This is a genomic window from Ruegeria sp. AU67, from assembly GCF_900312795.1.
GTDB classification, from domain to species: Bacteria; Pseudomonadota; Alphaproteobacteria; order Rhodobacterales; family Rhodobacteraceae; genus Ruegeria; species Ruegeria atlantica.
Map to the genome: position 1 here is coordinate 100,990 of NZ_OMPH01000018.1, position 25,633 is coordinate 126,622.

29 protein-coding genes and 1 other RNA gene are annotated in these 25,633 nt (G+C 56.2%); 16 read left to right on the forward strand and 14 right to left on the reverse strand.

What is annotated here, in order from left to right:
- Nucleotide 1: 1 nt before the first annotated feature.
- Nucleotides 2-793 (reverse strand): DUF2182 domain-containing protein, encoded by a 792-nt coding sequence (locus tag DK510_RS07465; RefSeq protein WP_234998968.1) that lies wholly within the window; start codon nt 791-793, stop codon nt 2-4.
- 86 nt (nt 794-879) lie between these two features.
- Between DK510_RS07465 and DK510_RS07470 the strand changes: the two genes are divergently transcribed.
- The 8 genes from DK510_RS07470 to DK510_RS07500 all read left to right on the forward strand — a co-directional run bounded on the left by DK510_RS07470 (nt 880) and on the right by DK510_RS07500 (nt 5,617).
- On the forward strand, nt 880-1,611 hold the full coding sequence (locus DK510_RS07470) for a FadR/GntR family transcriptional regulator (protein WP_109311558.1): 732 nt from the start codon (nt 880-882) through the stop codon (nt 1,609-1,611).
- A 10-nt stretch (nt 1,612-1,621) separates the two neighbouring features.
- Nucleotides 1,622-1,984 carry a DUF4345 family protein gene (locus tag DK510_RS07475; RefSeq protein ID WP_109311559.1) on the forward strand — a complete coding sequence of 121 codons (363 nt, stop codon included), beginning with the start codon at nt 1,622-1,624 and terminating at the stop codon, nt 1,982-1,984.
- A 36-nt stretch (nt 1,985-2,020) separates the two neighbouring features.
- Nucleotides 2,021-2,366: a transfer-messenger RNA gene (ssrA, locus tag DK510_RS07480) on the forward strand.
- Between the two features lie 182 nt (nt 2,367-2,548).
- Nucleotides 2,549-2,734 (forward strand): nuclear transport factor 2 family protein, encoded by a 186-nt coding sequence (locus tag DK510_RS23250; RefSeq protein WP_234998970.1) that lies wholly within the window; start codon nt 2,549-2,551, stop codon nt 2,732-2,734.
- A gap of 15 nt (nt 2,735-2,749) precedes the next feature.
- Entirely contained in the window at nt 2,750-2,887 is a 138-nt protein-coding gene (locus tag DK510_RS23255) for a hypothetical protein (protein WP_234998971.1), read from the forward strand.
- A gap of 126 nt (nt 2,888-3,013) precedes the next feature.
- Nucleotides 3,014-3,829, forward strand: a complete 816-nt coding sequence (locus DK510_RS07490) for a sulfurtransferase/chromate resistance protein (RefSeq protein WP_109311560.1) — start codon at nt 3,014-3,016, stop codon at nt 3,827-3,829.
- Nucleotides 3,826-5,079, forward strand: a complete 1,254-nt coding sequence (chrA, locus tag DK510_RS07495; protein ID WP_109311561.1) for a chromate efflux transporter — start codon at nt 3,826-3,828, stop codon at nt 5,077-5,079. Before DK510_RS07490 ends, chrA begins: the two co-directional genes overlap by 4 nt.
- A 76-nt stretch (nt 5,080-5,155) precedes the next feature.
- The gene (locus DK510_RS07500; RefSeq protein WP_058271556.1) at nt 5,156-5,617 is read left to right on the forward strand and encodes an SspB family protein; all 462 of its coding nucleotides are present in this window, start codon (nt 5,156-5,158) and stop codon (nt 5,615-5,617) included.
- Nucleotides 5,618-5,650: 33 nt separating this feature from the next.
- Here DK510_RS07500 and DK510_RS07505 read toward each other — a convergent pair whose 3' ends face one another.
- The gene (locus tag DK510_RS07505) at nt 5,651-6,214 is read right to left on the reverse strand and encodes a hypothetical protein (RefSeq protein WP_370246245.1); all 564 of its coding nucleotides are present in this window, start codon (nt 6,212-6,214) and stop codon (nt 5,651-5,653) included.
- A gap of 207 nt (nt 6,215-6,421) precedes the next feature.
- Here DK510_RS07505 and fumC point away from each other — a divergent pair, with 207 nt between their 5' ends.
- The 5 genes from fumC (at nt 6,422) to DK510_RS07530 (ending at nt 9,388) form a co-directional block, all read left to right on the forward strand.
- Entirely contained in the window at nt 6,422-7,813 is a 1,392-nt protein-coding gene (gene fumC, locus DK510_RS07510) for a class II fumarate hydratase (RefSeq protein ID WP_109311562.1), read from the forward strand.
- Nucleotides 7,810-8,334 carry a gamma subclass chorismate mutase AroQ gene (gene aroQ / locus DK510_RS07515; RefSeq protein WP_160116482.1) on the forward strand — a complete coding sequence of 175 codons (525 nt, stop codon included), beginning with the start codon at nt 7,810-7,812 and terminating at the stop codon, nt 8,332-8,334. The genes fumC and aroQ overlap by 4 nt, the downstream gene beginning before the upstream one ends.
- Complete coding sequence (locus DK510_RS07520) at nt 8,331-8,507, forward strand: DUF4169 family protein (RefSeq protein ID WP_109311564.1); 177 nt, start codon at nt 8,331-8,333, stop codon at nt 8,505-8,507. Before aroQ ends, DK510_RS07520 begins: the two co-directional genes overlap by 4 nt.
- A complete protein-coding gene (locus DK510_RS07525) occupies nt 8,504-8,722 on the forward strand; it encodes a ribbon-helix-helix domain-containing protein (protein ID WP_058277874.1) in 219 nt (72 codons plus the stop codon). The genes DK510_RS07520 and DK510_RS07525 overlap by 4 nt, the downstream gene beginning before the upstream one ends.
- Nucleotides 8,723-8,785: 63 nt before the next feature.
- Nucleotides 8,786-9,388: a DNA-3-methyladenine glycosylase I gene (locus DK510_RS07530; RefSeq protein ID WP_109311565.1), complete on the forward strand. Its 603-nt coding sequence runs from the start codon at nt 8,786-8,788 to the stop codon at nt 9,386-9,388.
- A 3-nt stretch (nt 9,389-9,391) separates the two neighbouring features.
- Here DK510_RS07530 and DK510_RS07535 read toward each other — a convergent pair whose 3' ends face one another.
- The 4 genes from DK510_RS07535 to DK510_RS07550 all read right to left on the reverse strand — a co-directional run bounded on the left by DK510_RS07535 (nt 9,392) and on the right by DK510_RS07550 (nt 13,722).
- Entirely contained in the window at nt 9,392-10,273 is an 882-nt protein-coding gene (locus tag DK510_RS07535) for a fructose bisphosphate aldolase (protein WP_109311566.1), read from the reverse strand.
- 72 nt (nt 10,274-10,345) lie between these two features.
- Nucleotides 10,346-11,695, reverse strand: a complete 1,350-nt coding sequence (locus DK510_RS07540; protein ID WP_109311567.1) for a cytochrome P450 — start codon at nt 11,693-11,695, stop codon at nt 10,346-10,348.
- Complete coding sequence (locus tag DK510_RS07545; RefSeq protein WP_109311568.1) at nt 11,692-12,906, reverse strand: hypothetical protein; 1,215 nt, start codon at nt 12,904-12,906, stop codon at nt 11,692-11,694. Before DK510_RS07545 ends, DK510_RS07540 begins: the two co-directional genes overlap by 4 nt.
- A 63-nt stretch (nt 12,907-12,969) precedes the next feature.
- Nucleotides 12,970-13,722, reverse strand: coding sequence for a cytochrome c biogenesis CcdA family protein (locus tag DK510_RS07550; protein ID WP_058271899.1), 753 nt, complete (start codon nt 13,720-13,722; stop codon nt 12,970-12,972).
- Nucleotides 13,723-13,827: 105 nt separating this feature from the next.
- Between DK510_RS07550 and DK510_RS07555 the strand changes: the two genes are divergently transcribed.
- Nucleotides 13,828-14,061, forward strand: coding sequence for a sulfurtransferase TusA family protein (locus tag DK510_RS07555; protein WP_109311569.1), 234 nt, complete (start codon nt 13,828-13,830; stop codon nt 14,059-14,061).
- Nucleotides 14,062-14,106: 45 nt separating this feature from the next.
- Here DK510_RS07555 and DK510_RS07560 read toward each other — a convergent pair whose 3' ends face one another.
- The 7 genes from DK510_RS07560 to purC form a co-directional block, all read right to left on the reverse strand.
- Nucleotides 14,107-16,935 (reverse strand): Rne/Rng family ribonuclease, encoded by a 2,829-nt coding sequence (locus tag DK510_RS07560; protein ID WP_109311669.1) that lies wholly within the window; start codon nt 16,933-16,935, stop codon nt 14,107-14,109.
- A gap of 508 nt (nt 16,936-17,443) precedes the next feature.
- Complete coding sequence (locus DK510_RS07565; RefSeq protein WP_108858689.1) at nt 17,444-18,778, reverse strand: sigma-54 dependent transcriptional regulator; 1,335 nt, start codon at nt 18,776-18,778, stop codon at nt 17,444-17,446.
- Between the two features lie 12 nt (nt 18,779-18,790).
- On the reverse strand, nt 18,791-20,569 hold the full coding sequence (locus tag DK510_RS07570) for an ATP-binding protein (RefSeq protein ID WP_109311570.1): 1,779 nt from the start codon (nt 20,567-20,569) through the stop codon (nt 18,791-18,793).
- Between the two features lie 36 nt (nt 20,570-20,605).
- On the reverse strand, nt 20,606-21,274 hold the full coding sequence (gene purQ / locus DK510_RS07575; protein ID WP_109311571.1) for a phosphoribosylformylglycinamidine synthase subunit PurQ: 669 nt from the start codon (nt 21,272-21,274) through the stop codon (nt 20,606-20,608).
- 23 nt (nt 21,275-21,297) lie between these two features.
- Nucleotides 21,298-21,528 (reverse strand): phosphoribosylformylglycinamidine synthase subunit PurS, encoded by a 231-nt coding sequence (gene purS, locus DK510_RS07580; RefSeq protein ID WP_109311572.1) that lies wholly within the window; start codon nt 21,526-21,528, stop codon nt 21,298-21,300.
- A gap of 118 nt (nt 21,529-21,646) precedes the next feature.
- The gene (locus tag DK510_RS07585; RefSeq protein ID WP_109311573.1) at nt 21,647-22,315 is read right to left on the reverse strand and encodes a MarC family protein; all 669 of its coding nucleotides are present in this window, start codon (nt 22,313-22,315) and stop codon (nt 21,647-21,649) included.
- 138 nt (nt 22,316-22,453) lie between these two features.
- On the reverse strand, nt 22,454-23,209 hold the full coding sequence (gene purC, locus DK510_RS07590) for a phosphoribosylaminoimidazolesuccinocarboxamide synthase (RefSeq protein WP_108858692.1): 756 nt from the start codon (nt 23,207-23,209) through the stop codon (nt 22,454-22,456).
- Between the two features lie 187 nt (nt 23,210-23,396).
- On the opposite strand from purC, the gene DK510_RS07595 reads away from it, so the two are divergent.
- Both DK510_RS07595 and bmt read left to right on the forward strand, forming a co-directional pair.
- Complete coding sequence (locus tag DK510_RS07595) at nt 23,397-23,714, forward strand: DUF1476 domain-containing protein (protein WP_108858693.1); 318 nt, start codon at nt 23,397-23,399, stop codon at nt 23,712-23,714.
- Between the two features lie 116 nt (nt 23,715-23,830).
- Nucleotides 23,831-24,847 carry a betaine--homocysteine S-methyltransferase gene (bmt, locus tag DK510_RS07600; RefSeq protein WP_058271540.1) on the forward strand — a complete coding sequence of 339 codons (1,017 nt, stop codon included), beginning with the start codon at nt 23,831-23,833 and terminating at the stop codon, nt 24,845-24,847.
- 5 nt (nt 24,848-24,852) lie between these two features.
- Here the strand turns inward: bmt and DK510_RS07605 are convergent, their stop codons facing one another.
- Complete coding sequence (locus tag DK510_RS07605) at nt 24,853-25,629, reverse strand: enoyl-CoA hydratase-related protein (RefSeq protein WP_109311574.1); 777 nt, start codon at nt 25,627-25,629, stop codon at nt 24,853-24,855.
- Nucleotides 25,630-25,633 lie beyond the last annotated feature (4 nt).

A 25,633-nucleotide genomic window follows, 5' to 3' on the forward strand; every position in this document is an offset into this window, starting at 1 on the left:
CTTATCCTCCGTAGCTTATTGGATAGAAGAGCAGAACAAGACCGCCCGCTATCAATGCAAATCCCATCGGTCGGGTCACTGCGTGTCCGATCTGGGGTAGTTTCTCCAAAACCATGAACAGGGTCGCTAGGCCCATCCACAACAGGCTCATGACACCGCCAACAAAGCCGAGCGCCATGAAGCCCCAGCAGCAGCCCACACAAAACGCGCCCAGTCCCAGCCCCATGCGCAATCCGCCAGTGAACCCGGTTTTCCAGTGCCCCAGGAAATAGGTCATAGGGGCGTGGCAGACGCCGTGGCAAACCTCTTTCGCGCGGGTGAACTGAAATGCGCCGACGGCGATCATCAAGCCGCCCGCGAAATATCCGGATTTGCCAATGCCCAGCATGTCTACGACCCCACCAAACAACAGCGCCAACTGAACACCGGTAATCAAAGCTGCAAAGCCAACCCAGACGACCAGATACCCGGACAGAACACCCAACCAACCTGCGCGCGAGCCATTGGCGCTGCGGATCAGATCGTCATAGCTGCGTAACGTCGGCACGAGCGTCGGCAGCATCATAGCCGCCATCATGATAGCCCACATCCAGAACAGCGGGCCAAACTCGGCCATGGGCATATACATGTCCATGCGCGGGTCCATGGCCGCCATGGCCTGACCCATTGGGCCGGGGCGACCGATCCAATCCAGATCCATGTCGCGGCTCATGGTGAACATGACCCACCACGCGGACAGGATCAGGGCATAAAACCCCAGCCAAAATGCGGTGCGTAGAACTGTGCGACTCACGCGCTCCTCCCGACTCAGTCCTTGCTTTTCAAATGTCAGACTTTTAAATGTCAGACAAATAAAAATTCACCGACGGTCCCCGGAATATGAAAATCGACCCAAAAAAACCTGCTGATCTGTCTGCGCAGATCGCTCAGGCCATTCGTGACGCAATCATCTCGGGCGAATTGATCGTGGATGAACGTTTGCCCTCCGAGGCGGAATTGTCCGAGCAATTCCAGGTGTCTCGCCCAACCGTGCGGGAGGCATTGAAGCGTCTTGCGGCGCAATCCCTGATCCGCACGCAACGCGGTGCAAGCGGTGGTGCATTTGTGAACCGGTTGAGTTTTGAGGGCGCGTATTCCCAACAGATCACGACCTCGACCCTGTTGCTATCGATGAATGCAGTCAGTTTCGACACCGCCTGCGAAGCGCGCTTCGCTCTCGAACGCGCCTGCGCCGCCTTGTCCGCGCAACGCCGTACAGCCGATCAGTTGGCCACCATGCGGGCCGAAGTTCACCGCCAATCCCAACCCGGCCTGACAGATGAGGCATTCTGCGCTTCGGACGTGGCGTTTCACCGGGCGCTGGTTGATGGTGCCGGCAATCCTGTACTGTCTTACCAACTGGCCGGCGCGGTCGAAGCCATGCAGCCATTGATGAACATGATCACCTTCACAGCGCGGTCCCGGGAAGCAATTATTGCCTTCCACAATCAGATCGCCGACGCGCTGGAAGAACGCGACTCGACCAAAGTGGACACGACGCTAGTTGAGCTTGAGAGCTACACAAGACAATTGGCGCAAGACGTAGCGCAGCAGCGACGTAATCCGGCGTAAGGAAGATGAAATGACCACCGCTTTGAACGTGATTGCAGCCCTCATGACCATTGGGTTCGGCCTGTTCGGGTTTCTGGCGCCCAGCTTTACTTTGGGCGCGCTGGATCTGAGCACCACCAACAGCAACATGGGGCTGAGCGAGATGCGTGCTTCGGTCGGTGGGCTTTTCGTCGTCACTGGCGTGGCTGTTTTGTTCCTCAACAACCCGATGGCCTACGCCATGCTGGGTGTTGTCTACGCGGGCGCGGCATTGGGCCGGTTTGTTTCAGTCTTTCTGGACAACCCACCGTTGGTCAAGGCGGTGACTTTTGGTGGAATCGAGCTGGTCCTTGCGCTTTGGCTGATACTGGCCAACATCAACAGGGCCGCTTAACCCACTGTAATTATTTCCAACGCCCGGCAAGATTCCCGGTTTGCATCTGCCCGCAGGCTCACCTATATAAGGTATGTCCTTCGGGACTATGGACATAAACGCGCTCGTAATAAGCGGATCGGACCCGGGGGCGGTACCCGGCGGCTCCACCAACATCCTTCATTTGGGGATCATGGGGCCGAAATAGGATCGACGAACGTCTAAAGGGGTTAGCTTTGTCTCGGCGGGGTGCCACCGTATCGGCCCGAAAAGTACAATTGCAAATGACAATCGTGCTCCGGTTGCAGTTGCTGCGTAAGCAGTAGCAAGACCGAAACTTAAGCCCTTGCGCCTAGCCGCGTAAGGCGGGGTTCGCAGGTACCTGGCAACAGAAACCTGCACTTTCCATTTAAAGTCTGAGTTTTTCGCTGAGCATGTTCATGTTCAGAGTTTTTTCACTATTTGGTCTCATGCTGACCCCAGCAGAATAAGGAGAGCTGGGATGTCGCACGCAGATCTACTAAGAGAGTGGTATTACGAGGTTTGGGAAAACGGCAATACAGACGCGATTGACCAGTATAAGCCATGGCTGAAGGGCTTATTCCGGAAATGCAGGTCGGTGCGGATGATTTCCGGGATCTGGTCATGGCCTTTCGCCACATCCTTGGCGACATTCAGGTCGACATGCCCAAAATCATCGAAAACGGCGATTGGGTATCCGCCATCATTCACCTGCGCACAACGCGCGCCGATAATGGTGCCCCGCTTTAAGCCACCGGCAGCGTCATGGGGCGGATTAAAAACGGGCGCATGGTTGAAGCGTATAACCAGTTCGATTTCATCTCACTCTTCGAACAGCTCGGCCAGTTCCCGCAAGACACATTGCCTGTGTGTATGACCGGTCAAAGGCTGGATTGGGCTTGACCATATAAGCAATCTTGACCCCCTCAGCGCTTACGCGGTAGCAAGTGCCATGGGGTAAGATTGCGAACACCCCGTGAGGCGTCAGCCCAAGTTTCGCATGTATCCGACAAAACCAGGAGACATGCTGTGCCCGCACCAAACTCGATCACCCCAAAGCAATTGTTAAGACTGATAGGCACGCCGCAATCCCCCATACTGATCGACATCTGTATGGATGCGGATTTTGAGGCTGACCCCTATCTTATCCCAGGCTCTATACGCCATCCTGCGAAGGATATCGAAGGGCTGGTCAACCTGATCGCTGACCGACCTGCAGTCGTGATTTGCCAGAAAGGCAAGAAGCTTAGCCAGGCCGTCGTTTCTTGGCTGCGGGGCGAAGGTGTGCAGGCCGAGTATCTGGAGGGCGGCATGTTTGCGTGGCGAGACATGCCGGACGCTCCGCGTGTGCCTGCGAAAGCGTTTTCGATGCTGCAGTCCAAAGGATCCCTTTGGGTAACTCGACACCGACCAAAGATCGATCGTATCGCCTGCCCCTGGCTGATCCGGCGATTTGTGGACCCGAATGCCCGGTTCCTGTTTGTTGCCCCGTCGGAAGTCGACGCCACCGCTGCAATATTTGACGCGACCCCTTTTGACATCGAAGGCGCTCATTGGAGCCACCGGCAAGACAAATGCACCTTTGACACCATGCTGGACGAATTCGCACTGCACACGCCCGCGCTGGATCGGCTTGCAACGATCGTTAGGGCCGCAGACACCAATCGCCATGACCTTGCACCAGAAGCTGCCGGGTTGCTTGCGGTCTCTGTCGGGTTGTCCCGGCAATACCGTGACGATCACGAAAACCTTGCTGCAGGAATGCACTTGTACGATGCGCTGTATCGCTGGGCGCGCGACGGGGTTGAAGAACAACACGACTGGCCAATGGACCGCAAATCATGACCCCGACCCTATCGGAGCTGGTCCGTATCTTTGGTCGCATCGGGCTTTTGTCCTTTGGGGGGCCTGCGGCGCAAATCTCACTGATGCATCAGGAATTGGTGGAAAAACGCCCGTGGCTGGACGAACAATCGTATCTGCGAGCGCTGTCTCTTTGCATGCTGTTGCCCGGCCCCGAGGCCATGCAACTTGCCACATATGCCGGCTGGCGGCTGCGCGGCGTGACCGGAGGGTTGATCGCCGGTGGCCTGTTCGTCATCCCTGGCGCGCTGATAATCGCAGTATTGGTTGGGCTTTACGCAGCTTTCGGGGACCTGCCACTGGTTCAGGCCGCTTTTCTTGGGGTGAAGGCAACGGTAATCATCATTGTCCTTCAGGCGCTTAGAAACCTGTCGCGCAAAGCCCTGACCGATGTGGAGCACCGGGCAATCGCCGGATTGGGCTTTGTCGCAATCTTTGCCTTTAACCTGCCTTTTCCCTTGATCATTCTGGCTGCAGCGCTTTGGGGGTATCTGAGCTTCAAGGGTGAGGCCAATACCGCCCAAACGCCCCCTGCCCCAAGTGCGACGCGCCCGCTGCGCACCTGTGCCATCTGGCTGACCCTATGGCTTGGCCCATTGGTGTTGCTGAGCGTTACTGGTCAGAAATTGCTGAGCGATCTCGGGTGGTTCTTCGCCCGCCTGGCTGTTGTTACGTTCGGCGGCGCCTATGCGGTTCTGGCGTATATGACCCAAACCGTCGTGGACAAATATCAGTGGATCAGCACGGATCAGATGATTGATGCGCTGGGGCTGGCGGAGACGACACCCGGTCCTCTGATCCTGGTCACACAGTTTGTGGCCATGCTGACAGGGCAGATCTCAGGCGGGATCCCTTTAGCACTTGCCGCTGGTGCGGTGGCCCTTTGGGCCACGTTTGTTCCGTGTTTCCTGTGGATCTTCCTTGCCGCACCTTATCTGGACCAACTGGCCGCCCGTCCACGGCTGTCCGCAGCCCTGCACGGGATTACAGCGGCGGTTGTCGGTGTGATTCTCAACCTTTCCGTGTGGTTTGCTCTTAACGTTCTTTTCGGAACAATCCCGGAATTGGCATGGGGACCCCTAACCATCCCATGGCCCGAACTTGCAACACTGAACATAAAGGCACTGCTTTTAACTTTCATGGCCGGGGTGTTGATATTCAAGCTAAAATTCGGCATGGGAATGACCTTGGCTCTGATGGCCATGGCCGGAGTTGGATTTCATTTTCTTTGAACAATCCACCAACTCCCGGTCTTTCGTTTCCGAACGAATCCCCTATGCTTGAGATAACCACTTTTGAGGATGAAACATGTCGCAGGACATTGACTATGGAACCCTGATGCACACCGCCATGCGCGGCCTCATTCAGAAGGTTCTGACCAACGTTTCTGAAAACGGTCTGCCTGGGGCGCATCATTTCTTCATCACCTTCGACACACGGCAGGACGGTGTTGAACTGGCCGACTGGCTGCGCGAACGCTACCCCGAAGAAATGACGGTCGTCATGCAGCACTGGTTCGAAAACCTTGATGTCGGCGACAACGGTTTCGCGATCACACTGAATTTCGGTGACGCTCCAGAACCGCTTTATATTCCGTATGATGCGATCAAAACCTTCGTGGATCCGTCGGTTGAATTCGGACTGCGCTTCGAAAGTCCGGAAGACGAAGAAGAGGTTGCGACCCATATCGTCGAAGAATCGATTGAGGTTGAGGAAACTCCGGTCCAGCAAGACGCGGATGTCGTTTCACTGGACAGCTTCAGAAAGTAGGCTCAGACTTACAAACCCCGCCTCTCGCGGGGTTTATTGTTTTTTGAGGAACGTATCGACCGAGCGGGATTTAATCCCGTTACGGAACCGCGAAAAAGACAGGTTAAGCCCACCGTCGGCCAGTGTGCGATCGAACTGCTGCAGTTCATAGCCACCGTTTTCATCAATGAACAACGAGAACACCGTCAGTGTCTCGCCCTCGATCCGGCCCCAGACGAACGGTTCACCCTGCATCGGGTCCAGGGGCACCTCGTGACCAAACACATTGCGCTTCATCGCCGCTGAATACACGTCGGACCTGTCAGATTGCTTGAAATCGATCGAGAAGGATTGATCTTTGACCCGGCCATCCGGCTTATAGGTCGTGGTCTTCCAACTGACGTTGAACCCTTCTTTCGTTTCATGGATCGAAACGCTCATATCGCGTGGTGTTTCGGTACCATCATCGTCAACTAAATTGGCCGAACCGACGTAATCCCCGATAAAGGGCGTGATGTCCCCGGCATGGGCCTGAAGATTGGCAAAGACAAGCCAGAATACGGTACCCACCGCGAATGCGATAAGCCGCGGCGGATTAACCCGGTTAAATTGCAGCACCTGACCCTCCAGCGTTTTGATCTTGCTATTCTACCCCAGTCACAGGCGCACACAATGGTCCTAGTACCTGTGTATCAAAGAAAAATGCGCCACCCCAACGCCTATACCTTTGGTCGGCTTACGCTTATGGTGCACGCAACTGGCCGATTGCGCGATGACGCCGTCACGGGTAAACGGCATACGACTGCATACTAGACGGAGTGACCGATGTCCCAGACCCGCACCGAATCCGACAGCTTTGGCCCGTTGGAAGTTCCCGCCGACAAATATTGGGGTGCACAGACTCAACGCTCGATCATGAATTTTCCGATCGGCTGGGAAAAGCAACCCGTCGCTATCGTACGGGCGCTGGGCGTCATCAAAAAGGCCTGTGCGATGGAGAACAAAGCCATCGGCAAGCTGGATGCCAAGATCGCAGACGCCGTTATCCAGGCCGCGGGTGAAGTGATTGAGGGTAAGTTTGACGACAACTTCCCGCTGGTCGTGTGGCAAACCGGTTCGGGTACTCAGTCGAACATGAACTCGAACGAAGTGATCGCCAATCGCGCGATTGAAATCATGGGCGGTGTGATCGGCTCGAAAGAGCCTGTGCACCCGAACGATCACTGTAATATGGGTCAGTCGTCGAACGACACTTTCCCGACGGCAATGCACATCGCCACCGCCATGAGCGTACGCGACGTATTGCTGCCCGGGCTTGAGAAATTTGCGTCGGCACTGGAAGCCAAAGCGAAAGAGTTCGCAGGTATCATCAAAATCGGCCGCACACACACGCAGGATGCGACTCCTTTGACCCTGGAACAGGAATTCGGCGGCTATGCACACCAAATCCGTCAGGGTATCGCCCGGGTCGAAGCCGCGATGCCCGGCATCTATGAACTGGCACAAGGCGGTACAGCTGTTGGCACCGGTCTGAACACGCATGATGGCTGGGATGAGGCCGTCGCAAAGAACATGGCTGACATCACCGGCCTGCCCTTCGTTACCGCGCCCAACAAATTCGAAGCGCTTGCTGCCCATGATGCTATGGTCTTCCTGTCAGGCGCGTTGGCGACGATTGCTGGCTCTTGCTACAAAATCGCCAACGACATCCGGTTCCTGGGCTCTGGCCCGCGGTCTGGCTTGGGTGAGCTGATCCTGCCAGAGAATGAGCCGGGTTCGTCGATCATGCCCGGCAAGGTGAACCCAACACAGGCCGAGGCACTGACACAGGTGGCCGCGCATGTAATAGGCAACGATGCGGCGATGAAGTTCGCTGGCTCGCAGGGTCATTTCCAGTTGAACGTCTACAATCCGATGATGTCGTACAATCTGCTGCAATCCATTCAGCTGCTGGGTGATGCCACCGACAGCTTTACCGAGCGTATGCTGCTGGGCATCAAGGCCAATGAACCACGCATCGACAAGCTGATGAAGGAATCCCTGATGCTGGTCACGGCGCTGGCCCCGACCATCGGTTACGACAACGCCACTACTGTCGCCAAAACGGCGCATAAGAACGGCACGACCCTCAAGGAAGAGGCCATTGCGCTGGGCTTTGTTGATGAGGAGACATTCGATGCGGTCGTGCGGCCCGAGCACATGATCGGCCCCAAGTGATCGGGTGGCGTCAGCCTGCCTGCCTGTGCCTGCTTATTGCAGGCACAGCGACCTCAGCTCAGGCTGACCTGTTCGACCTGATCGACTCCAGGCTGGAATGGATGCAGGACGTTGCTGCGTTCAAACACGCCAATGACCGCCCGGTCGAAGACCTTGAGCGTGAAAAAGTCGTGATTGACAAAACCTTGGAACAAGCAGCGCTTGCGGGCGTTGACCCGGACAGCGCTCAGCTGTTTTTTGAAGCGCAGATCGAAGCTGCGAAAGAGATTCAATCCTGTTGGATTGAACGGTGGACCGAAGACCAAACCTCTGTTCCCGAAAGCTATGCGGATCTGACGACCGAGGCGCGCCCCGCTCTGTTGGATTTGGGCGGGCGAATCCTTGACACATTGTCGGATCAACCACCGGTCTCAACTGCGTCGCAGGCTGATTTTCTGGACACCGTGAATGTCGAATGCCTTTCAGATGACAGCCGTGCGGAATTGTTCGATAGTCTGACCAAAGTGAGACATACGCAATGACGGAACCGGTCAATCTGAACAAATATCGAAAAGAAAAAGCGCGAACCGAAAACAAGGCCCGCGCTGATCAAAATGCCGTTGCTTTTGGTCGCACCAAGGCCGAAAAGGATCTGGCAAAAAAGCAGCAACACAAGCTGAACCAAGACCACGAAGGCCGTAAGTTGGATAAATGAGCGGACGCCCGGTCAAACGATCCCTGACGCTGAAAGGCCATCGGACATCCGTATCGCTGGAAGACGAATTTTGGCAGGCGTTCCGGACCATTGCCAAGGAAAAAAACCTACCGATCAACGCTCTGGCGGCCGAAATTGATGTCGAGCGTGACCCGGACATCGGACTTGCATCCGCCATAAGGGTTTTCATTCTACACTGGTATCAATCCAAGTAGATCAGTCTTGCTCTGACATCCTGAAACCGCTTACAGTAAAAGGAACAAAAGGAGTACGAAACGGTGGTTGATACAGTTCTAGGTCCAGACGGAAAACCACGCTGCGCGTGGTGTCAGGCCGCGCCCGAATTCTTTGACTACCACGATTCTGAATGGGGGTATCCGGTTGGCAATGACCAGCGTCTGTTCGAAAAGCTATGCCTCGAAAGCTTTCAGTCCGGTCTAAGCTGGCGCACGATTTTGTCCAAGCGCGAGAACTTTCGGAAAGCTTTCAAAACTTTTGATATCAACGCCGTCGCCGCGTTTGATGATGCAGATACAAAGCGCTTGCTACAAGATGCAGGAATTGTTCGACATCGTGGAAAGATCGAGGCCGTGATTAACAACGCACGCCGCGCGCAAGAGTTAATCGCTGCCGAAGGGTCTCTGGCCGCTTATGTGTGGCGATACGAGGCAGATACACCGCCTGCCCCGCAAACCGCTTCAACGTCGCCTGAATCTGTGGCGATGTCGAAAGACCTGAAGAAACGGGGCTGGAAGTTTGTCGGGCCGACGACCGTGTTTGCCTTCATGCAGGCAATGGGGCTGGTGAATGATCACGCCGAAGGTTGCGTCATGCGTGAAAAAGCGGCGCAGTTGCGCCGCGAATTCACCAAACCCCAATAGTGTTTAGACTGACGCGCGGAAAATCTTGTCGATGTTTCCGCCCAGGGCTGCATTGAACTCGGCGTCTGATTGCTTTTTTGACAATCCTTCGGTCAGCGCGCGCGAGAAGGACGCGATCATCTTACCGTTCTGGCCAAGCAGATCGCAGGCCTGTTCCGTCGAATAACCACCCGACAGCGCAACCACGCGCAGAACACGCGGATGATCGGCCAATTCGTCATAGAGGTTAGCTTGGTTAGGGATCGTCAACTTGAGCATGATGTCCTGTCCGTCAGCCAACTGATCAAGGTTTTTCAGGATTTCAGCCTTCAGGATGTCTTCGGCTTCGGCTTTGGTGGCGGAGTTGATGTTCACCTCAGGCTCAACAATCGGAACCATTCCGGAAGCCACGACTTCACGCGCAACGTCGAACTGCTGTGCAACAACCGCCGCGATGCCTTCGGCGTTTGCCTCATGAATGACCGAGCGCTCCTTGGTTCCGAAAACACCATCGGCTTTGGCCAATGTTGCGGCCAGACCCGGGATGGGTTTCATCATCTGAACGCCATTCGCTTCGTCTTCCAAACCTTTGTCAATCTTGAGGAAAGGTACAATGCCTTTCACTGACCACAAATAGTCGGCGACCTTCTGACCATCAATTTGCTCGCCCAGAGTGCGTTCGAAAAGGATCGCACCGATCACTTTGTCCTTGGTGAAATCATCCGCCAGAATGATCCGCGCGCGCATTTTTTGGATTTCACCGAACATCTCTTCGTCCGAGCTGTATTCAGATGCGTCCACGCCATAAAGCGCCAGCGCTTTGGGGGTCGAGCCACCGCTTTGATCCAATGCTGCGATGAATCCTGCGCCGTCGGACATTTGTGTGCGCTGTTCTGCTGATGACATAAGACTTTCCCGTTCAATATGATTCCGCGATTTCAAACCGCATACAGCAAGGCGTGAAAGGATGGTAGTTTGTTAGCGCTCAACCAAGCGCAACCAAATTCCGTCTTTCGATCGGACGGTCAAATGCGCGACCGGAACCGGCGTTTGTCCCGCGACCAACTCGAACCGGAAGTGTCGCAACAGAATGGATAACAGAAGCGGCCCCTCGATCATGGCGAACCCGGCACCGGGACATACGCGGGACCCTGTCGAGAATGGAATGTACGCGTTGCGCTGACAGGTCTTTCCATTTTCTGTTCCCCACCGGGTCGGATCAAATTCGTCGGGACGTTCCCAGAGCCTTTCCTGCCGATGCAGATGCCACGGGCTGATCACGATTTGCGACCCTTCGGGGACATCCCTGTCCCGGAAACGTTCAGGGCAAGCCGCCTCGCGCACCACCATCGGCACAGGCGGATAAAGCCGCAGCGCTTCGCGAAACACATCCCGGCTAAGTTTTAGCCGCGACATTACAGAAAAATCGGGCGTGTCGAGCGCCGCAGCTTCCTCGGCCAGCCTGTCCTGCCATTCGGGATACATGGCCATCAAGTACAACGTCCAGGCCAGTGCGGACGCGCTGGTTTCATGCCCGGCAAGAAAGAAGATCGCCACCTGATCAACCATTTCCTGCGTGTCAAACCCACGCCCGGCTTCGGGATCACGCGTGGTCATGATCTTGGTTGCCAGATCATCCGGCGCGCCACCACGAGCGATCAGTTCAGCCCGATCCGCCGTAAGTCGCTGGATTAGCGCCCTGATATCCTTGGCATTCTTCTTGGTGCGTCTTGAATGCAATCGCGGCAACCATTTTGGTAGAGGGACAAAGGCCGCAATGTTCAGAATGGGTTGTTCGCGCTGATAGCTGCGAAACTTGTCAAAAACCTGAGCGGCAATTTCGTGTTCGATGGGCACCGAATACAAGGTTCGAAAGATGACATCCGCCGCGATATGGCTGGTGACCTCTTCAAACTCAACGACACCACCTGACTGCGGACGCAACCGATCCACCGCTGCTTGACCAGCCGTGTGCATCGCCGGAAAGGTATCTTTCAAACGGCCGCCTTCGAACGCCGGATCAATGATACTGCGCTGCCTCTTCCAGGTGTCCCCATTGGTCAGGAAGACAGAGTCCCCCAGCAACGGACGCAGCCCTTCACTTATGCGGTTTGATTTGGGAAAATCATCAGGGCGTTTTTTCAGAACTGTGTCGATCAATTCTGGCTGATTTACCAAATATGATCGAAAGAACGGCGTGCGAAATTCGGCCATCCAGGCGCGGTACAGCCTATGGGGTTGAGCTGACAGAATGTCCTTGCGAAACAACCTCAGATACCGCCAAAGCGATACTTTATCAGGGCGCGAAGTTGGCTTGGGCGGCGTCATGCCTTCACCGTCGTGTGTTTTGAGACCGGCTTATCCATCCGCGATTTCGACGGTTCCCGCCCCTCAAACCTCTGACCTAAGGTTTGAGGCCCGGCGGTGATACGAAAATAGTCATACCGATCGGGCTCGTCGAAGGCGCAGAGATACTGGAAATGCAAACGGAAGAATTTCCATCGCAAGTTCTTCCAGCGTTCGGGGGACAGGGTCTGTGTGAAGGCCGCAGACAGAACCAGAGGCCATTTCTTTTCGGCGGTGGCGACACCGCTGACGGAAACCGGATCGCACAACGCAAAAGAACAGCCATCGCCGGGGGCCGAGACGTCGACCCAGGTCAGGCCTTCCTGCGTGGACAAGAATTGCAAATCCGCCCTCAAACCCTGCGCCTCGGGTAGAAATGACACCATGGGCACGACCTGCCCCAATGTCAGGAACGAAAACGCGGGGCCGTTATCACGTTGACTGTTGTCGCGGATAACATCGGCCAGAACGCTGACACCCAGATGGGCCCCTGAGCTATGCCCGACGACCAGCACCTCGTCTGCGTCTGAATTCAGCGCCTCTTGGATCAACGCACCGAATGCACGCAGGCGATTGCGTAATTCAACAGGCGTCGCCCCTTTGAGTTTTGCGGAATAGGCGTAATCATGCATCAGGTAATAGGCAAAAAGCTGGCCGTCTTGCTGGCGAAACCAGCGCATCAGACCGTAGGCGGCACCAACTGCCAGGACTACGCCCAGCCAATCGATAAACGGCATCAAAACCCATGTCATGGCCCCGGCTAGCAGGATCGCCAACAGCAGTTGAGCCACCAACATTCCAACCGGGTACAGTGCGGCAATCACCGGTCCCTTGCGCAGCTGCATCAGGCGCCACAGCGTTCCGGAGGACATATAGGTCCATGCGGTCTGCACCAATTGCAGATAGGTCGCCGGGATCGAATTGGACATACTGTCACGCACTAGATCCGACCAGACCAAAACACTCACATCGGCCTGAACTTCATCATCATCCTGCCGGGAAGTGACGTGCCATCCATATGGGCCATCGTCTGACTTGGCGGATACCAAAATCTCATAACCGGATATCTCCGCCTGCAGCGAGCCTTCGGTACGATAAAGTTCACGATACCGCCGCGGCGGAATCGGGTCGTAGCCGGGAATATAGAATACCCGGCGTTTCCGCACCCGAGGATGATTATTCTGACTGCTCATGGCCTTACCTTCTGCAGCGCAGATTAACGCAGCCTGAGCGTCAAGGTAAGTCAGATCAACAGATCATCCGAAATTTGCCAGTGCCGGGAATGTCTCTAACAGCCACCAGCTGAACTCCGTGAACAAGCCAGTAATCAGCATGATGCCTACGAAGAGCAACAAGCCCCCCATCACCTTTTCGATCGTGCCCATGTATGGCTTGATCCGATTCATCACCGACATCGACCGGTTCAGGAACATCGCGGCCAGAAGGAATGGAATACCGAGGCCCGCCGCATAGACGCCCAGCAACAGTGTTCCCCTTGCGACCGAGGCCTCAGACGCGGCCAGCGACAGGATTGCCCCCAGCTGCGGCCCAATGCAGGGTGTCCAGCCAAATGCAAAGGCCAGACCAAGGATATAAGCGCCAAACACTGATCCACCGGAATCACCGGTTTCAATCCGGGCCTCGCGATCCAGAAAGGGGATGCGGAAGACGTTCAGAAAATGCAGGCCAAAGACGATGACCACAGCGCCAGAGATCTTTGCGAACAACACCTGGTTCTGCAGGACAAACACCCCGAAGGCAGAAGCGGTGAAACCCAGCAACAAAAACACCGTAGACAGGCCCAGAACAAAGAACAGAGCGGCCAAGGTTGCCTTGCGGCGTGCTTTCGCCTCATCCTGCATTTCGTTGATCGTCACACCGCTCATATAAGCCAGGTACGGCGGAACGATGGGCAAAACGCAGGGCGACAGAAAGCTGATCAGCCCGCCCAGCATCGCGATGAACATGGCAGGCAGCAGGCCCGCGTCTATGATATCTATTCCGAACATGTTCAAGCACATATGGTATGAGGCGGCCAACGTCACGGGGCCAATCGGTCACATCCTCGTGGTTGCACGCTGGACACCCCGCCAAAGTGGAAATATCTGAACCTTATGTCAAATCCATCAGAAACACTCGATGCGCTAGGTCTGTTGTGCCCTTTGCCCGTCCTGAAAGCGCGCAAGCGTTTGAAATCCATGCCTGTCGGGGCCGTTCTGCGCGTGCTGGCAGATGATCCTGCCGCCATAATTGATGTCCCGCATTTCTGCTCTGAGAGCGGGCACCAATTGTTGTCGCAGGAAGACGCAGACGGCCATCAGATCTATTTGATCCAGAAATCTCACTAAGATCGGCCAAAAGAAAAAGGCGGGCACATGGCCCGCCTCTTCTTGTTACTGACCCAGTGACCACCAACCACGCCGCTTGGGTTTGGCCGGCTGCTCCGGTTCTTCGGACACGACCTCCAGAACCGGCTCAGGGGCTTCTTCAACCATTACGTCCGCTAGTTCTTGCGGGTCTTCTGCGGCCACTTCGGCCACAGGTTCGGGTTGTTCGGCCTCTGCAGGTTCAACCTTTTCTTCAACGACGCTTTCCGCTTCGGGCGTGGGCAGTTCCGCCACCGCTTCGGCCTGTTCAACCTTCTCGGCGGTTTCGACAGGAGCTTCAACAGGTGCATCTGTCACACCAGTTTCCTTGGCCGGTGCTTCAGGGCTTGCGGCCTGGGCATCCTTGCTCACAACAGCTTCAGCAGCGACTTCTTCCGTAGCTTCAACAGGTTCGGCGTCCTTCTTCTTGCGGCGCGGTGCACGGCGGCGCTTGGGCTTGGCTGCTTTTTCCTCTTCGGCAGGCTCAGATGCTTCACTCTCGGGTTTTGCGTCATCTGCCGCTTCGGTTTTGGCTTCATCCGATTCCTCGGCCGCCACCACGTCACCCTCTTCAGCGTTCACCTCAGGAGTTTCGTCAGAACCATTGCTCTTTTTCCGACGGCGGCGACGACGCTTGCGCTTGGGCTTGGCCTCCTCCTCAGCCTGAACGGTGGTGTCCTCTTCGGCCGGCTCATCCTCGCTGGCGTCGACAAGATCCATCAGGGACGCATCCACGGAAACAACGGGCGCGCTGGCTTCGGGAACGATCCGGCTTGCCGTCTTGAATTTCTCCATCGAGAAATCAGGGCTGACCAGATGTACGTCGCCTTCAACACGTACAGACAGGCCATAACGGGCCTCAATCTGTGCGATATGCTCGCGTTTCTGGTTCATCAGGAAGTTGGCGATGCTGACAGGGCAACGAACAAGTACTTCGCGGGAACGACGGCGTGTGCCTTCTTCCTCGATCTGCCGCAGGATCGACAGCGCCATGTTGTCGTCCGACCGGATCAGACCTGTTCCGTGGCAAGCCGGGCATGGCTGAGTCGTGGCTTCCAACATGCCGGGACGCAGACGCTGGCGGCTCATCTCCATAAGGCCAAAACCCGAGATACGGCCAACCTGAATACGCGCACGGTCTGTTTTCAGCCGTTCTTTCATACGCTTTTCGACGGCGAGATTGTTCTTGCGCTCGTCCATGTCGATAAAGTCGATGACGATCAGACCGGCCAGGTCGCGCAGACGCAGCTGTCGTGCCACCTCTTCAGCGGCCTCAAGGTTGGTCTTGAGCGCGGTTTCCTCGATCGAGCCCTCTTTGGTCGCCCGACCCGAGTTCACATCAATCGCGACCAGCGCTTCGGTCACGCCGATCACGATGTAACCACCCGATTTCAGCTGAACGGTCGGGTTGAACATGCCCGCCAGATAGCTTTCGACCTGATAGCGTGCAAACAGCGGCAGCGCATCCTCGTACCGTTTCACGTTCTTCGCGTGTGACGGCATGATCATCTTCATGAAGTCTTTGGCGATGCGATAACCGCCTTCACCTTCGACCAGAACCTCATCAATTTCGCGATTATAAAGATCACGGATCGACCGTTTGATCAGATCGCCTTCTTCATAGATTTTCGCCGGCGCAATCGATTTCAGTGTCAGCTCGCGGATCTGCTCCCACATGCGCTGCAGGTATTCATAGTCTCGCTTGATCTCGGATTTCGTCCGCTTGGCACCGGCTGTCCGGATAATCAGACCCGCACCGGTTGGAACGTCAATTTCCGCAGCAATTTCCTTGAGCTTTTTACGGTCAGGTGCGTTGGTGATTTTGCGGCTGATCCCGCCGCCACGAGCCGTGTTCGGCATCAAAACGCAGTATCGTCCTGCCAGAGACAAGTAGGTTGTCAGGGCAGCGCCTTTGTTGCCACGTTCTTCCTTGACGACTTGCACCAGCAAGACCTGGCGGACCTTGATAACCTCTTGAATCTTATAGCGACGTGGCCGCGGTTTGCGCACCGGGCGAATGTCTTCGCTGTCATCCTCGTCGGCGACGGATTCAATCGAATCGTCCTTCGCGGTGGCATCGGCTCGCGCTTCTTCTTCAGACTTGCCCTCGTTTTCTTCGGTCGTGTCCTCCGAAGGTTCGGGTGCATCTTGTGCTTCTGCTTCGCTAACCGCGTCATCGGACTTGTCGGCGGCTTCCTCATCTTTGGCTTCCGTCGCCTCGATTGCAGGCGCATCAGAGCTATTAGCTGCCTCGCTACTGTCTTCCGACGACGCACCTTCTGCTGCACCATCAGCGTCGGTTTCAGACGCCCCCACATCATCACCAGGCTCTTCTACCGGTGTTTCAGCAACGCGATCTGCCGGGGATGTGCCCTCAAGGTCCGGGCCATCAGCGCCGTCTTCGCTTTCGTCCAGATCAATGGTTTCCATGCCGGTGGGTTCGTTCGATACTTCAATCGACTCAACCGCATCGTCAGACTTAACGTCCGCAGCCTTCGACCGCGACCGTGACCGGCGTTTCTTCGGCTTGGCCTCTTCGGCTTCGTCACGCGCTTTCATTGCCTCAGCATAGGCGCGCTCTTCTTCCATCAGCGCTTCGCGATCGGCCACGGGGATCTGATAGTAATCCGGATGGATTTCCGAAAACGCCAGGAACCCATGCCGGTTCCCGCCATAATCGACAAAGGCCGCCTGAAGTGACGGTTCGACCCGGGTTACTTTTGCAAGATAGATGTTGCCAGCAAGCTGGCGTTTGTTTTCGGATTCAAAATCGAATTCCTCGACCTTGTTTCCGTCAACCACCACGACGCGGGTTTCCTCCGCGTGGGTGGCATCGATAAGCATTTTCTTAGCCATGTGTCCTTGGTGCACCGCGCCAAACGCGTTGTCCTTACCCGTCCGGGGGGACAGGCGCTTTTGGGGTGGTGTCTTGTCAGGGCGATTTCGGACGGCGCGCGGCAGGGTCTGGCGCTGTGGCCCCCTGCCCGTATACTCAATCGTTGCGCGCGCGTCATCGCGGTTCTTCTCCGACAGGCGCAGATCTAACCGCCGCCTGCCCATTTATTCCTTTCGCCCGCTGATGCGGGCTCAGGCGTTCATCTGCCCCTATGGGGCATAATCGGTCTGCTTTGCCTTGCGGGATTGATCACCATCAACGGCAGAGCAGCGAAACTCAAAGATTCGGGACTTTTGGGCGCAAATTAGCCCTGCCCGTCCAGATACAATAAAAGCAGTCCTGTGGAAAACACAATGGGCAAACTGCGAGAAGAACAATACAAAGCCCCGGGATCACTTCATCTGGCCAGAAATATCCCGGGGGTAATTTGAGCCGCAGGCTCAAGAGGGGGCTGGCCCCCTCTCTTTCTCACAAATAGTCCGAGCGCTGCAGCCCGTATTTCGCCATTTTCTCGTTCAAGGTCCGGCGTGGTAGGCAAAGTTCGTCCATCACAGACGCAATCGATCCCTTGTGCCGCCGCATTGTATTGTCGATCAACATCCGTTCGAACGCCTCAACATACTCCTTAAGCGGTTTGCCTTCGGTCGTCATGACGGGCTGCATTTCTTCGTGATCGGACATCAACAGCGACGCAATCGTCCCCGACCCACGCCGCGATTGCAGAACTGCCCGTTCCGCGATGTTGATCAACTGCCGCACATTTCCCGGCCAAGGCGCCTGTAACAACTGCGCCGCTTCTTGGGCACTCACCTGCGGCGCTTCGCAGCCGTACTCTTCAGAAAACTGCTCGCTCAGACGGGTGAACAGCGTCAGGATGTCCTCGCCACGCTGACGCAATGGCGGCATCGTGATCCGCAGTGCCGCAAGGCGATAGAACAGGTCCGGGCGCAGAACGTCTTCGCTGGTCTTTCCTGCTTCCTGAAGGTTGGAAATCGCTATGATCCGCGTTTCAGCCGGGGTGCCCTGATCATTCATCACGCTCAACAGGCGGGCCTGCAGCGTATCGCTCAGTGCTTCTACGTCTTCCAGCACAAGTGTACCGCCCCGCGCCTCTTCGATCGCAGGCAACTGCGCATCTTCCGGCATCATTGGGCCAAACAGGCGTTTCGACAGCGCCTCTTCCTCAAGCGCGGCACAGGAAACCAGTACAAACTTCTTGCCAGCACGGCTGCCAACCGCGTGCAACGCGTGAGCCACGAGTGTCTTACCGGTGCCGGTCTCACCATCGATCAGTACATGGCCATCGGCCTGGCCCAGATCGAGGATATCTTCGCGCAGACGCTCCATGACCGGGCTGGCCCCGATCAGTTTGTTCATGATCTGGGTTCCACCTGACAGTTCGCGCCGCAGGGCACGGTTGTCCAAGGTCAGTCGGCGCGCGTTGCTGGCGCGTTTGGCCAGTTCCGACATTCGATCAGGGTTAAAGGGCTTTTCTAGGAAATCAAACGCCCCAACGCGCATCGCTTCTACCGCCATCGGCACATCGCCATGACCGGTGATCATGATGACCGGCAACGTACTGTCGGCGCCCATCAGCTTTTTCAGGAGTTGGATGCCGTCCATGCCGGGCATTTTGATATCCGAGATCACGATACCCGGATATTCCGGTCCCAACACTTTCAGCGCATCCTCAGCGCTGGCGAAGGTTTCCGTGTCATATCCCGACAGTGCCAGCCATTGGCTGATCGACTGGCGCATGTCCTGTTCGTCATCCACAATGGCGATTTTCATGGCCTGTGCCATAGTCATTCCTCGTTATTCCGCGGCCTCAAGGCCGTCGCTTCCCAGTATCGGCAACTGCATCTCGAACACGGCCCCGCCTTGCGGGCTGTTTCGTGCTGTCAGGCGTCCACCATGGTCGTTTACGATCCCGGATGAGATGGCAAGCCCCAGACCGACCCCGTCGCCGGGCTGTTTCGTAGTATAGAACGGTTCGAACAGGTTTTCGATGTTCTCGATTCCATAGCCGTTGTCGCGCACTGTCAGCACCGCCGTATCGCCCGCTGCCAGTATGATTTCGACATCCGGTTCGGATACTGATTTGGTGGCGTCCAGAGCATTGCGCAAGAGGTTCACCATCACCTGCTCGATCCGCATCCGGTCCCCCATCACAGACACCGGTTCGTCGGGCAGTATCTGGGTGATCTTGACGTGACGCTGGCGCAGCTGCGGCTCCATCATGGAGAGGGACGCTGCCAGCGCTTCACTAAGGTTTACTGGGGAAAACGTATCCGCACCCTTCCGCGCATAGGATTTGAGCTGACGGGTAATCGCCCCCATCCTTTCGATCAAACCATCGATCCGACCAAAGCTTGCCAGCGCCTCTTCCGGCCGGTTCCGACGCAGCAAAAGACGTGCGCCAGCCAGGTAGGTTTTCATTGCAGCCAGAGGTTGATTTAGCTCATGGCTCACGGCCGCCGACATCTCGCCCAAAGCGGCCAGTTTCGAGCTTTGCGCCAGCGTCTGTTCGGCAACTTCCAGTGTTTTTTCAACCCGTTCCCGCTCAGCAATTTCCCGCTTTAGCCTTGAGTTCAATGCGCGAAGCTCTGCCGACTCGCGTTGGAACAACGCCATGCGGAACGTGGCTCGGCGGCTAAGCGCGTAGAAGGCCAAGGCCAGAAGAATCGCAAAACCCATGATCTCAAGCGCGATAACACTGTTCACTTTTTCCCGAATCGACTCGTAGGTGGTGAACGAGGTCATTTTCCAACCGCGAAACGGGATGCGCGTTTCCATCCGCATCACTGCCTCGCCCTGCAGGTAGGCGTCTGGCGGCAAGGCGGTCCAGTCGGTCGTGGCACGAATTGCACGCTGGATAGCACCTTGCGCCGGCTGGCGCAGCAATGCGGCGTTTTCTTCAAGCCCGCGCCATTGCGGTTCAGTCGACAGAATGATCGTCCCGGTGCTGTCCGTCACCATCACAGCGTCGGAAATACCTGCCCAGGCGCGCTCGAATTTCTGCAGGTCAACTTCGACCACGATAACGCCAAGAACCTCGGCGTTCGCCTCCATTCGTCTTGAATAGACAAAGCTGTAGCCGCCCGAATCTTTTTCAATCACCGTGAATATTGTCGAATTCGCCCGCACCGCATCAATGAAATACGGCGAACTCCGGTGTGGCTCTCCCAAACGCGCGCGATCAGTGGCCGCAACAGTACGGCCATCACCGTCCAGCAACATCAGCGAGGCCGCGCCGATCTCTTCAACAAACGAGATCAAACGCTGGGTGGACAGCGAATAATCACTGGACTGCAGCGCGGAAATCAATGTGGGGTCGCGCGCTAAAAGCTGCGGAACAATTGCATTTCGGCGCAGTTCGCTCAGCAAGTTGCCTGAATACAGCGCCAGTCGCACTTCGGCCCGGTTTCGTGTGGATTCGGTAAACCGGTCCGTCAGTAGACGGTTGGTTACATAAACCGTGGTAACCGTTGCGATCAAAAGAAAGATAACCGCCAAGCGCAGCCGCCAACCCAATGGCGCACCACGAAACGGTTTTGTCAGAAAGGACCAGCCAGAGCGAACTTCGGAACTCATCCCGGAAAGTTACGCGGGCTGGATCGTAAGCTCAAGTCACGCCGGAGCAAGAACGCCAGACAATGCGCGGAACAATGCCGTTCCGTCCGTTCCGCCATGGCCGTCGTCTGCCGCACGTTCAGGGTGTGGCATCATTCCCAGCACCCGACGGTTTTCAGACAGGATACCGGCAATATCTCCGACCGAGCCGTTCGGATTCTCGGTATAGGTGAACGCGACCCGATCCTGATCCTGCAATTTGGCCAGTGTGGCGTCATCCGCAAAATAGTTACCATCATGGTGCGCGATCGGAATACCGATCACATCGCCCGCATTGTAACCTTCGGTGAACGCGCTGTCGCTGGTTTCCACCTTCAGGTCAACCGTGCGGCAGATGTATTTCAGACCGGCATTTCGCAGCAACGCACCCGGCAGGATGCCGGTTTCTGTCAGGATCTGAAAGCCATTGCAAACACCAACGGCATAACCGCCACGTTTGGTATGATCGACCACGGCCTTGCAGATCGGCGACTGTGCGGCGATGGCACCGCAGCGTAGGTAGTCGCCGTAGGAAAAGCCACCCGGAACACCGACGATATCCACACCTTCGGGCAGCGCGGCGTCCTTGTGCCAGACCATATCGACCTGAAAACCAGCCTGTTCGAAAGCGACGGCAAGATCCCGATCACAATTGGACCCTGGGAATACGATGACAGCTGCGCGCATGGCGGGGCCTCCGGGGATAAGGTTCAGACCAGTTCGATTTCGTAGCGCTCGATGACCGTGTTGGCCAACAGCTTTTCGCACATCTCGGTGATGTCCGCCTCGGTCGCGCCTTCGGCCAGCTCAAGGTCGATCACCTTGCCCTGCCGCACACCTTCGACCTGATCAAAGCCCATGGCACCCAATGCGTGACGCACCGCCTCACCCTGAGGGTCGAGGACCCCGTTCTTGAGCATCACATGCACACGTGCTTTCATTCTCGCAACTCCAGCTGAGGACCGATGTTGTCGGCCCGTTCCGTTGCGCGGGGGATAACGCGCTGGAAGGCGTTCGACAACCCTTCTTGAGGTGGGCAGATGACCGCACTTACACCCGCTACCCGCCACCACCGGAATTCAAACCGGGATAGTGCGCGTCGATTGCATTGAACGTGCCTGTCAAAACCATCTCGATTGCGACCGCCACCAGTATGAGAGCCATGACCCGGGTGATGACATTAATCATCGTCATACCCAATAGGCGCGAGATCGGATCGGCGAACAACAAGCCAAGGCCAACGATCAAACAGGCGATCACGATTGCCGTTCCAAGGGTTACTACTTCGGCACCATCGCTAAGCGTATGAGAGTAAACGATTGTTATCGCAATAGTGCCAGGCCCGATAGTCAACGGAATAGCAAGTGGTACAACGGCGATGTTGTCTTTTTTCTTATGCCCCTCCTCAACGGCTTGCTGATCCCCTTGTGACCTGTCCGAAGCGTTCAGCATCGACATACCAATTCCGAAGATGATTAGCCCCCCGGCAATACGGAACGACGGTATGTCGATCCCGAACACAGCCAGGATCTCTTCTCCGATCACAACCGCTATCAGACCGACTATAATCACCGTCCCTGTCACGATAAACGCTACCCGCCGACGTTCGGGGGCCGAATATCCTTTTGTCATGCTAAGAAAAATCGGGATTCCGTAGAGCGGGTTGAAAATAGCCAGAAGGGCTGCAAGGAATTTTAGAAAAACTGCCTGATCAAACAATTCGGCCATGTATAGCGCCACCCTCGTTTTCGAATTTGCCCGACAATGCCGGACAACCGGTAACCCTGTCAAACCGCCAGATACAAAGAAAAAAGCACCGCTTTGGGTAAAGCGATGCTTTTAACAATATGCGGTTCGCCGGTGTGATCAGTTGATCAACGTAGGCTTAGCGACGTTACTTTTCGGCAAAACGCCCAGCCGGCGTGCGACTTCGGAATAGGCATCCGTCAGACTGCCCAGATCGCGGCGGAATACGTCTTTGTCCAGTTTTTGACCGGTTTCGATATCCCACAGACGGCAACTGTCGGGGCTGATTTCATCGGCCACGATCAAACGCTGGAAATCCCCATCATAAACACGGCCAATCTCGATCTTGAAATCGACCAGACGAATGCCGACAGCCAGCATCATGCCGCTCATAAAGTCATTGACGCGCAGCGCGAGGCTCAGGATATCGTCCATGTCCTGTTGGCTGGCCCAGCCAAAGGCAGCGATGTGTTCCTCAGTAACCAGCGGGTCACCCAACGCGTCGTCTTTATAGCAATATTCGACAATCGGTCGCGGCAGTTGCGTACCTTCGGCAATGCCCAAACGTTTCGACATTGTTCCCGCGGCATAGTTGCGAACGATAATTTCAAGTGGAACAATCTCGCAATTGCGCACCAATTGCTCACGCATGTTCAGGCGACGAATGAAATGGGTCGGAACACCAATCTGGTTGAGGCCGTTCATGAAGAACTCGCTCAGACGGTTGTTCAGCACGCCCTTACCGTCGATGACATCTTTCTTTTCCGCATTGAACGCGGTGGCATCATCCTTGAAGTACTGCACAATGGTGCCAGGCTCTGGGCCTTCATACAGAATTTTGGCCTTACCTTCGTAGATCTTTTTGCGACGCGCCATGAGCGACCTTTCCAGTCCGGGGCGAGGGAATGAGTCCCTTCGCGTTGGCGCCCTCATAGTCCAAGCCCCCCTTTCCCGCAAGTTCAGCGGACCGAGAGGCTTTGACGCAGCGCAATTCCCTTGCACAGGCGCTCAGCTATAGTCATATCATCAATTAAGAAGATGTAAGCTATGAGGCCCGCAAACAATGACCACTTTTGACGAACGCGAAAACGCTTTTGAAGCAAAATTCGCTCATGACGAAGAAATGCAGTTCAAAGCACAGGCGCGCTGCAACAGATTGTTGGGCCTCTGGGCCGCAGAAAAGATGGGCAAGTCCGGCGAGGACGCCGAAGCCTATGCCAAAACCGTAGTAATCGCCGATTTCGAAGAGGCCGGGCACGAGGATGTTGTGCGCAAGGTTTCCGGTGATTTGGGCGCGCTGTCGTCCGATGAGGAAATCCGCGCAAAAATGGCCGAGCTATTGCCTGAAGCCAAAGCGCAGGTCCTGAGCGAAACCGAATAAAAAACACTCGGCTCATGATCTTCATGAGTTTTATGAATTTGATTTGATGCCCCGGTCATGAGACACGGGGCGTCTCTATTTTTAACGGCCCTATTCGGCTATTTGGGAATACCCCCATGACAAATGCGCTCAATAAACTTCTGGAAACAAATGATGCTTTGCTGGCCGATGGTGCCACGGGCACGAACTTGTTCAATATGGGCCTGCAATCAGGTGACGCGCCCGAGCTGTGGAATGTCGAAGCTCCGGACAAAATCCGCGCTTTGTACCAAGGCTCTGTTGACGCAGGCAGCGACCTGTTTCTGACCAACACCTTCGGCGGCACATCCGCGCGCCTGAAATTGCACGACGCCCAGAACCGGGTTGGTGAGTTGAATCGGATCGGTGCCGAACTGGGCCGTGAAGTGGCGGACAAATCCGGGCGCACCGTTGTTGTCGCAGGCTCGGTTGGTCCGACCGGTGAGATCATGGAACCTATTGGCAGCCTGTCCCATGCCGGCGCTGTTGAGATGTTTCACGAGCAAGCCGAAGCGCTGAAAGAAGGTGGCGCGGACGTTCTATGGGTCGAAACCATCAGCGCACCAGAGGAATTCAAAGCAGCGGCGGAAGCTTTTGCGCTGGCCGACATGCCCTGGTGTGGCACCATGAGCTTTGATACTGCCGGACGCACCATGATGGGCGTAACCTCCGCAGATCTGGCTCAATTGGTCGAAACCCTGCCCAATCCGCCGATTGCATTCGGTGCCAACTGCGGCACGGGCGCGTCGGACATCCTGCGCACGGTTCTTGGATTTGCGGCTCAGGGAACCGAACGTCCGGTGATTTCCAAAGGCAACGCGGGTATCCCGAAATATGTCGATGGCCATATCCACTATGACGGCACGCCTGAATTGATGGGGCAGTACGCCGCGATGGCACGGGATGCGGGCGCCACGATCATCGGCGGGTGCTGTGGCACCATGCCAGATCACCTGCGCAAAATGCGCGAGGCACTGGATACAACCAGCCGCGGCACGCGCCCGACGCTGGATCAGATCACGGATGCTTTAGGCCCGTTCTCATCAGCTTCGGACGGTACCGGAGACGATGCGGCAGTGCCTGAACGGCGCAATCGCCGCCGCCGCCGCGCTTAAATCTTTCAGCGCCCCTCGAATTTCGGGGGGCGTTTTTCCATGAAGGCCACTACCCCTTCGGCAAAGTCGCGCGAACGGCCACAGTCGCCCTGCAAATGCGCCTCCATCTCCAGTTGCTGCGGCAGAGTGTTGTCGTAAGTTCCGCGGATTGCCTGTTTGATCGCGCCAAACGCGGTGGTCGGTCCGTTTGCCAGATAGGCAGCTCGCTTGCGCCAATGCGCGTCGAAATCGTCGTCAGCCACCGCTTCCCAGATCATTCCCCATTCGTCCGCCTGTCTGGCACTGACCTTGTCGGCAAACAGCGCAGCGCCCATGGCCTTGGCGAACCCCATCTGGCGTGGCAGGAACCATGTTCCGCCCGCATCTGGCATCAAGCCGATACGGGAAAACGCCTGCAGGAAATACGCACTTTCAGTCGCAATCACCACATCTGCGCTGAGCGCAATGTTCGCCCCGGCCCCGGCAGCTGGTCCGTTGACGGCTGCGATAGTTGGGACCGGACAGTTGTAGATGGATTCCAGCATGGGATCGTATTCGTCGCGCAGTGTGCGTTCCAGATCAATCCGGCCAGTGCTGGAAGAATCGCCCAGGTCCTGACCCGAGCAGAATGCGCCCCCTGCCCCTGTCAGCACGATTGCCCGCGCATGCCGGGCCGCATGCGTCATCGCATGGGTGACCTCGGCCCGCATCTGTGCGGTCAGCGCGTTCATCTTGTCGGGCCGGTTCAGGGTTACCACTGCCAGATTGTCAGTGATTTCCAGCAGTATAGCCTCATAGTCCATGTAG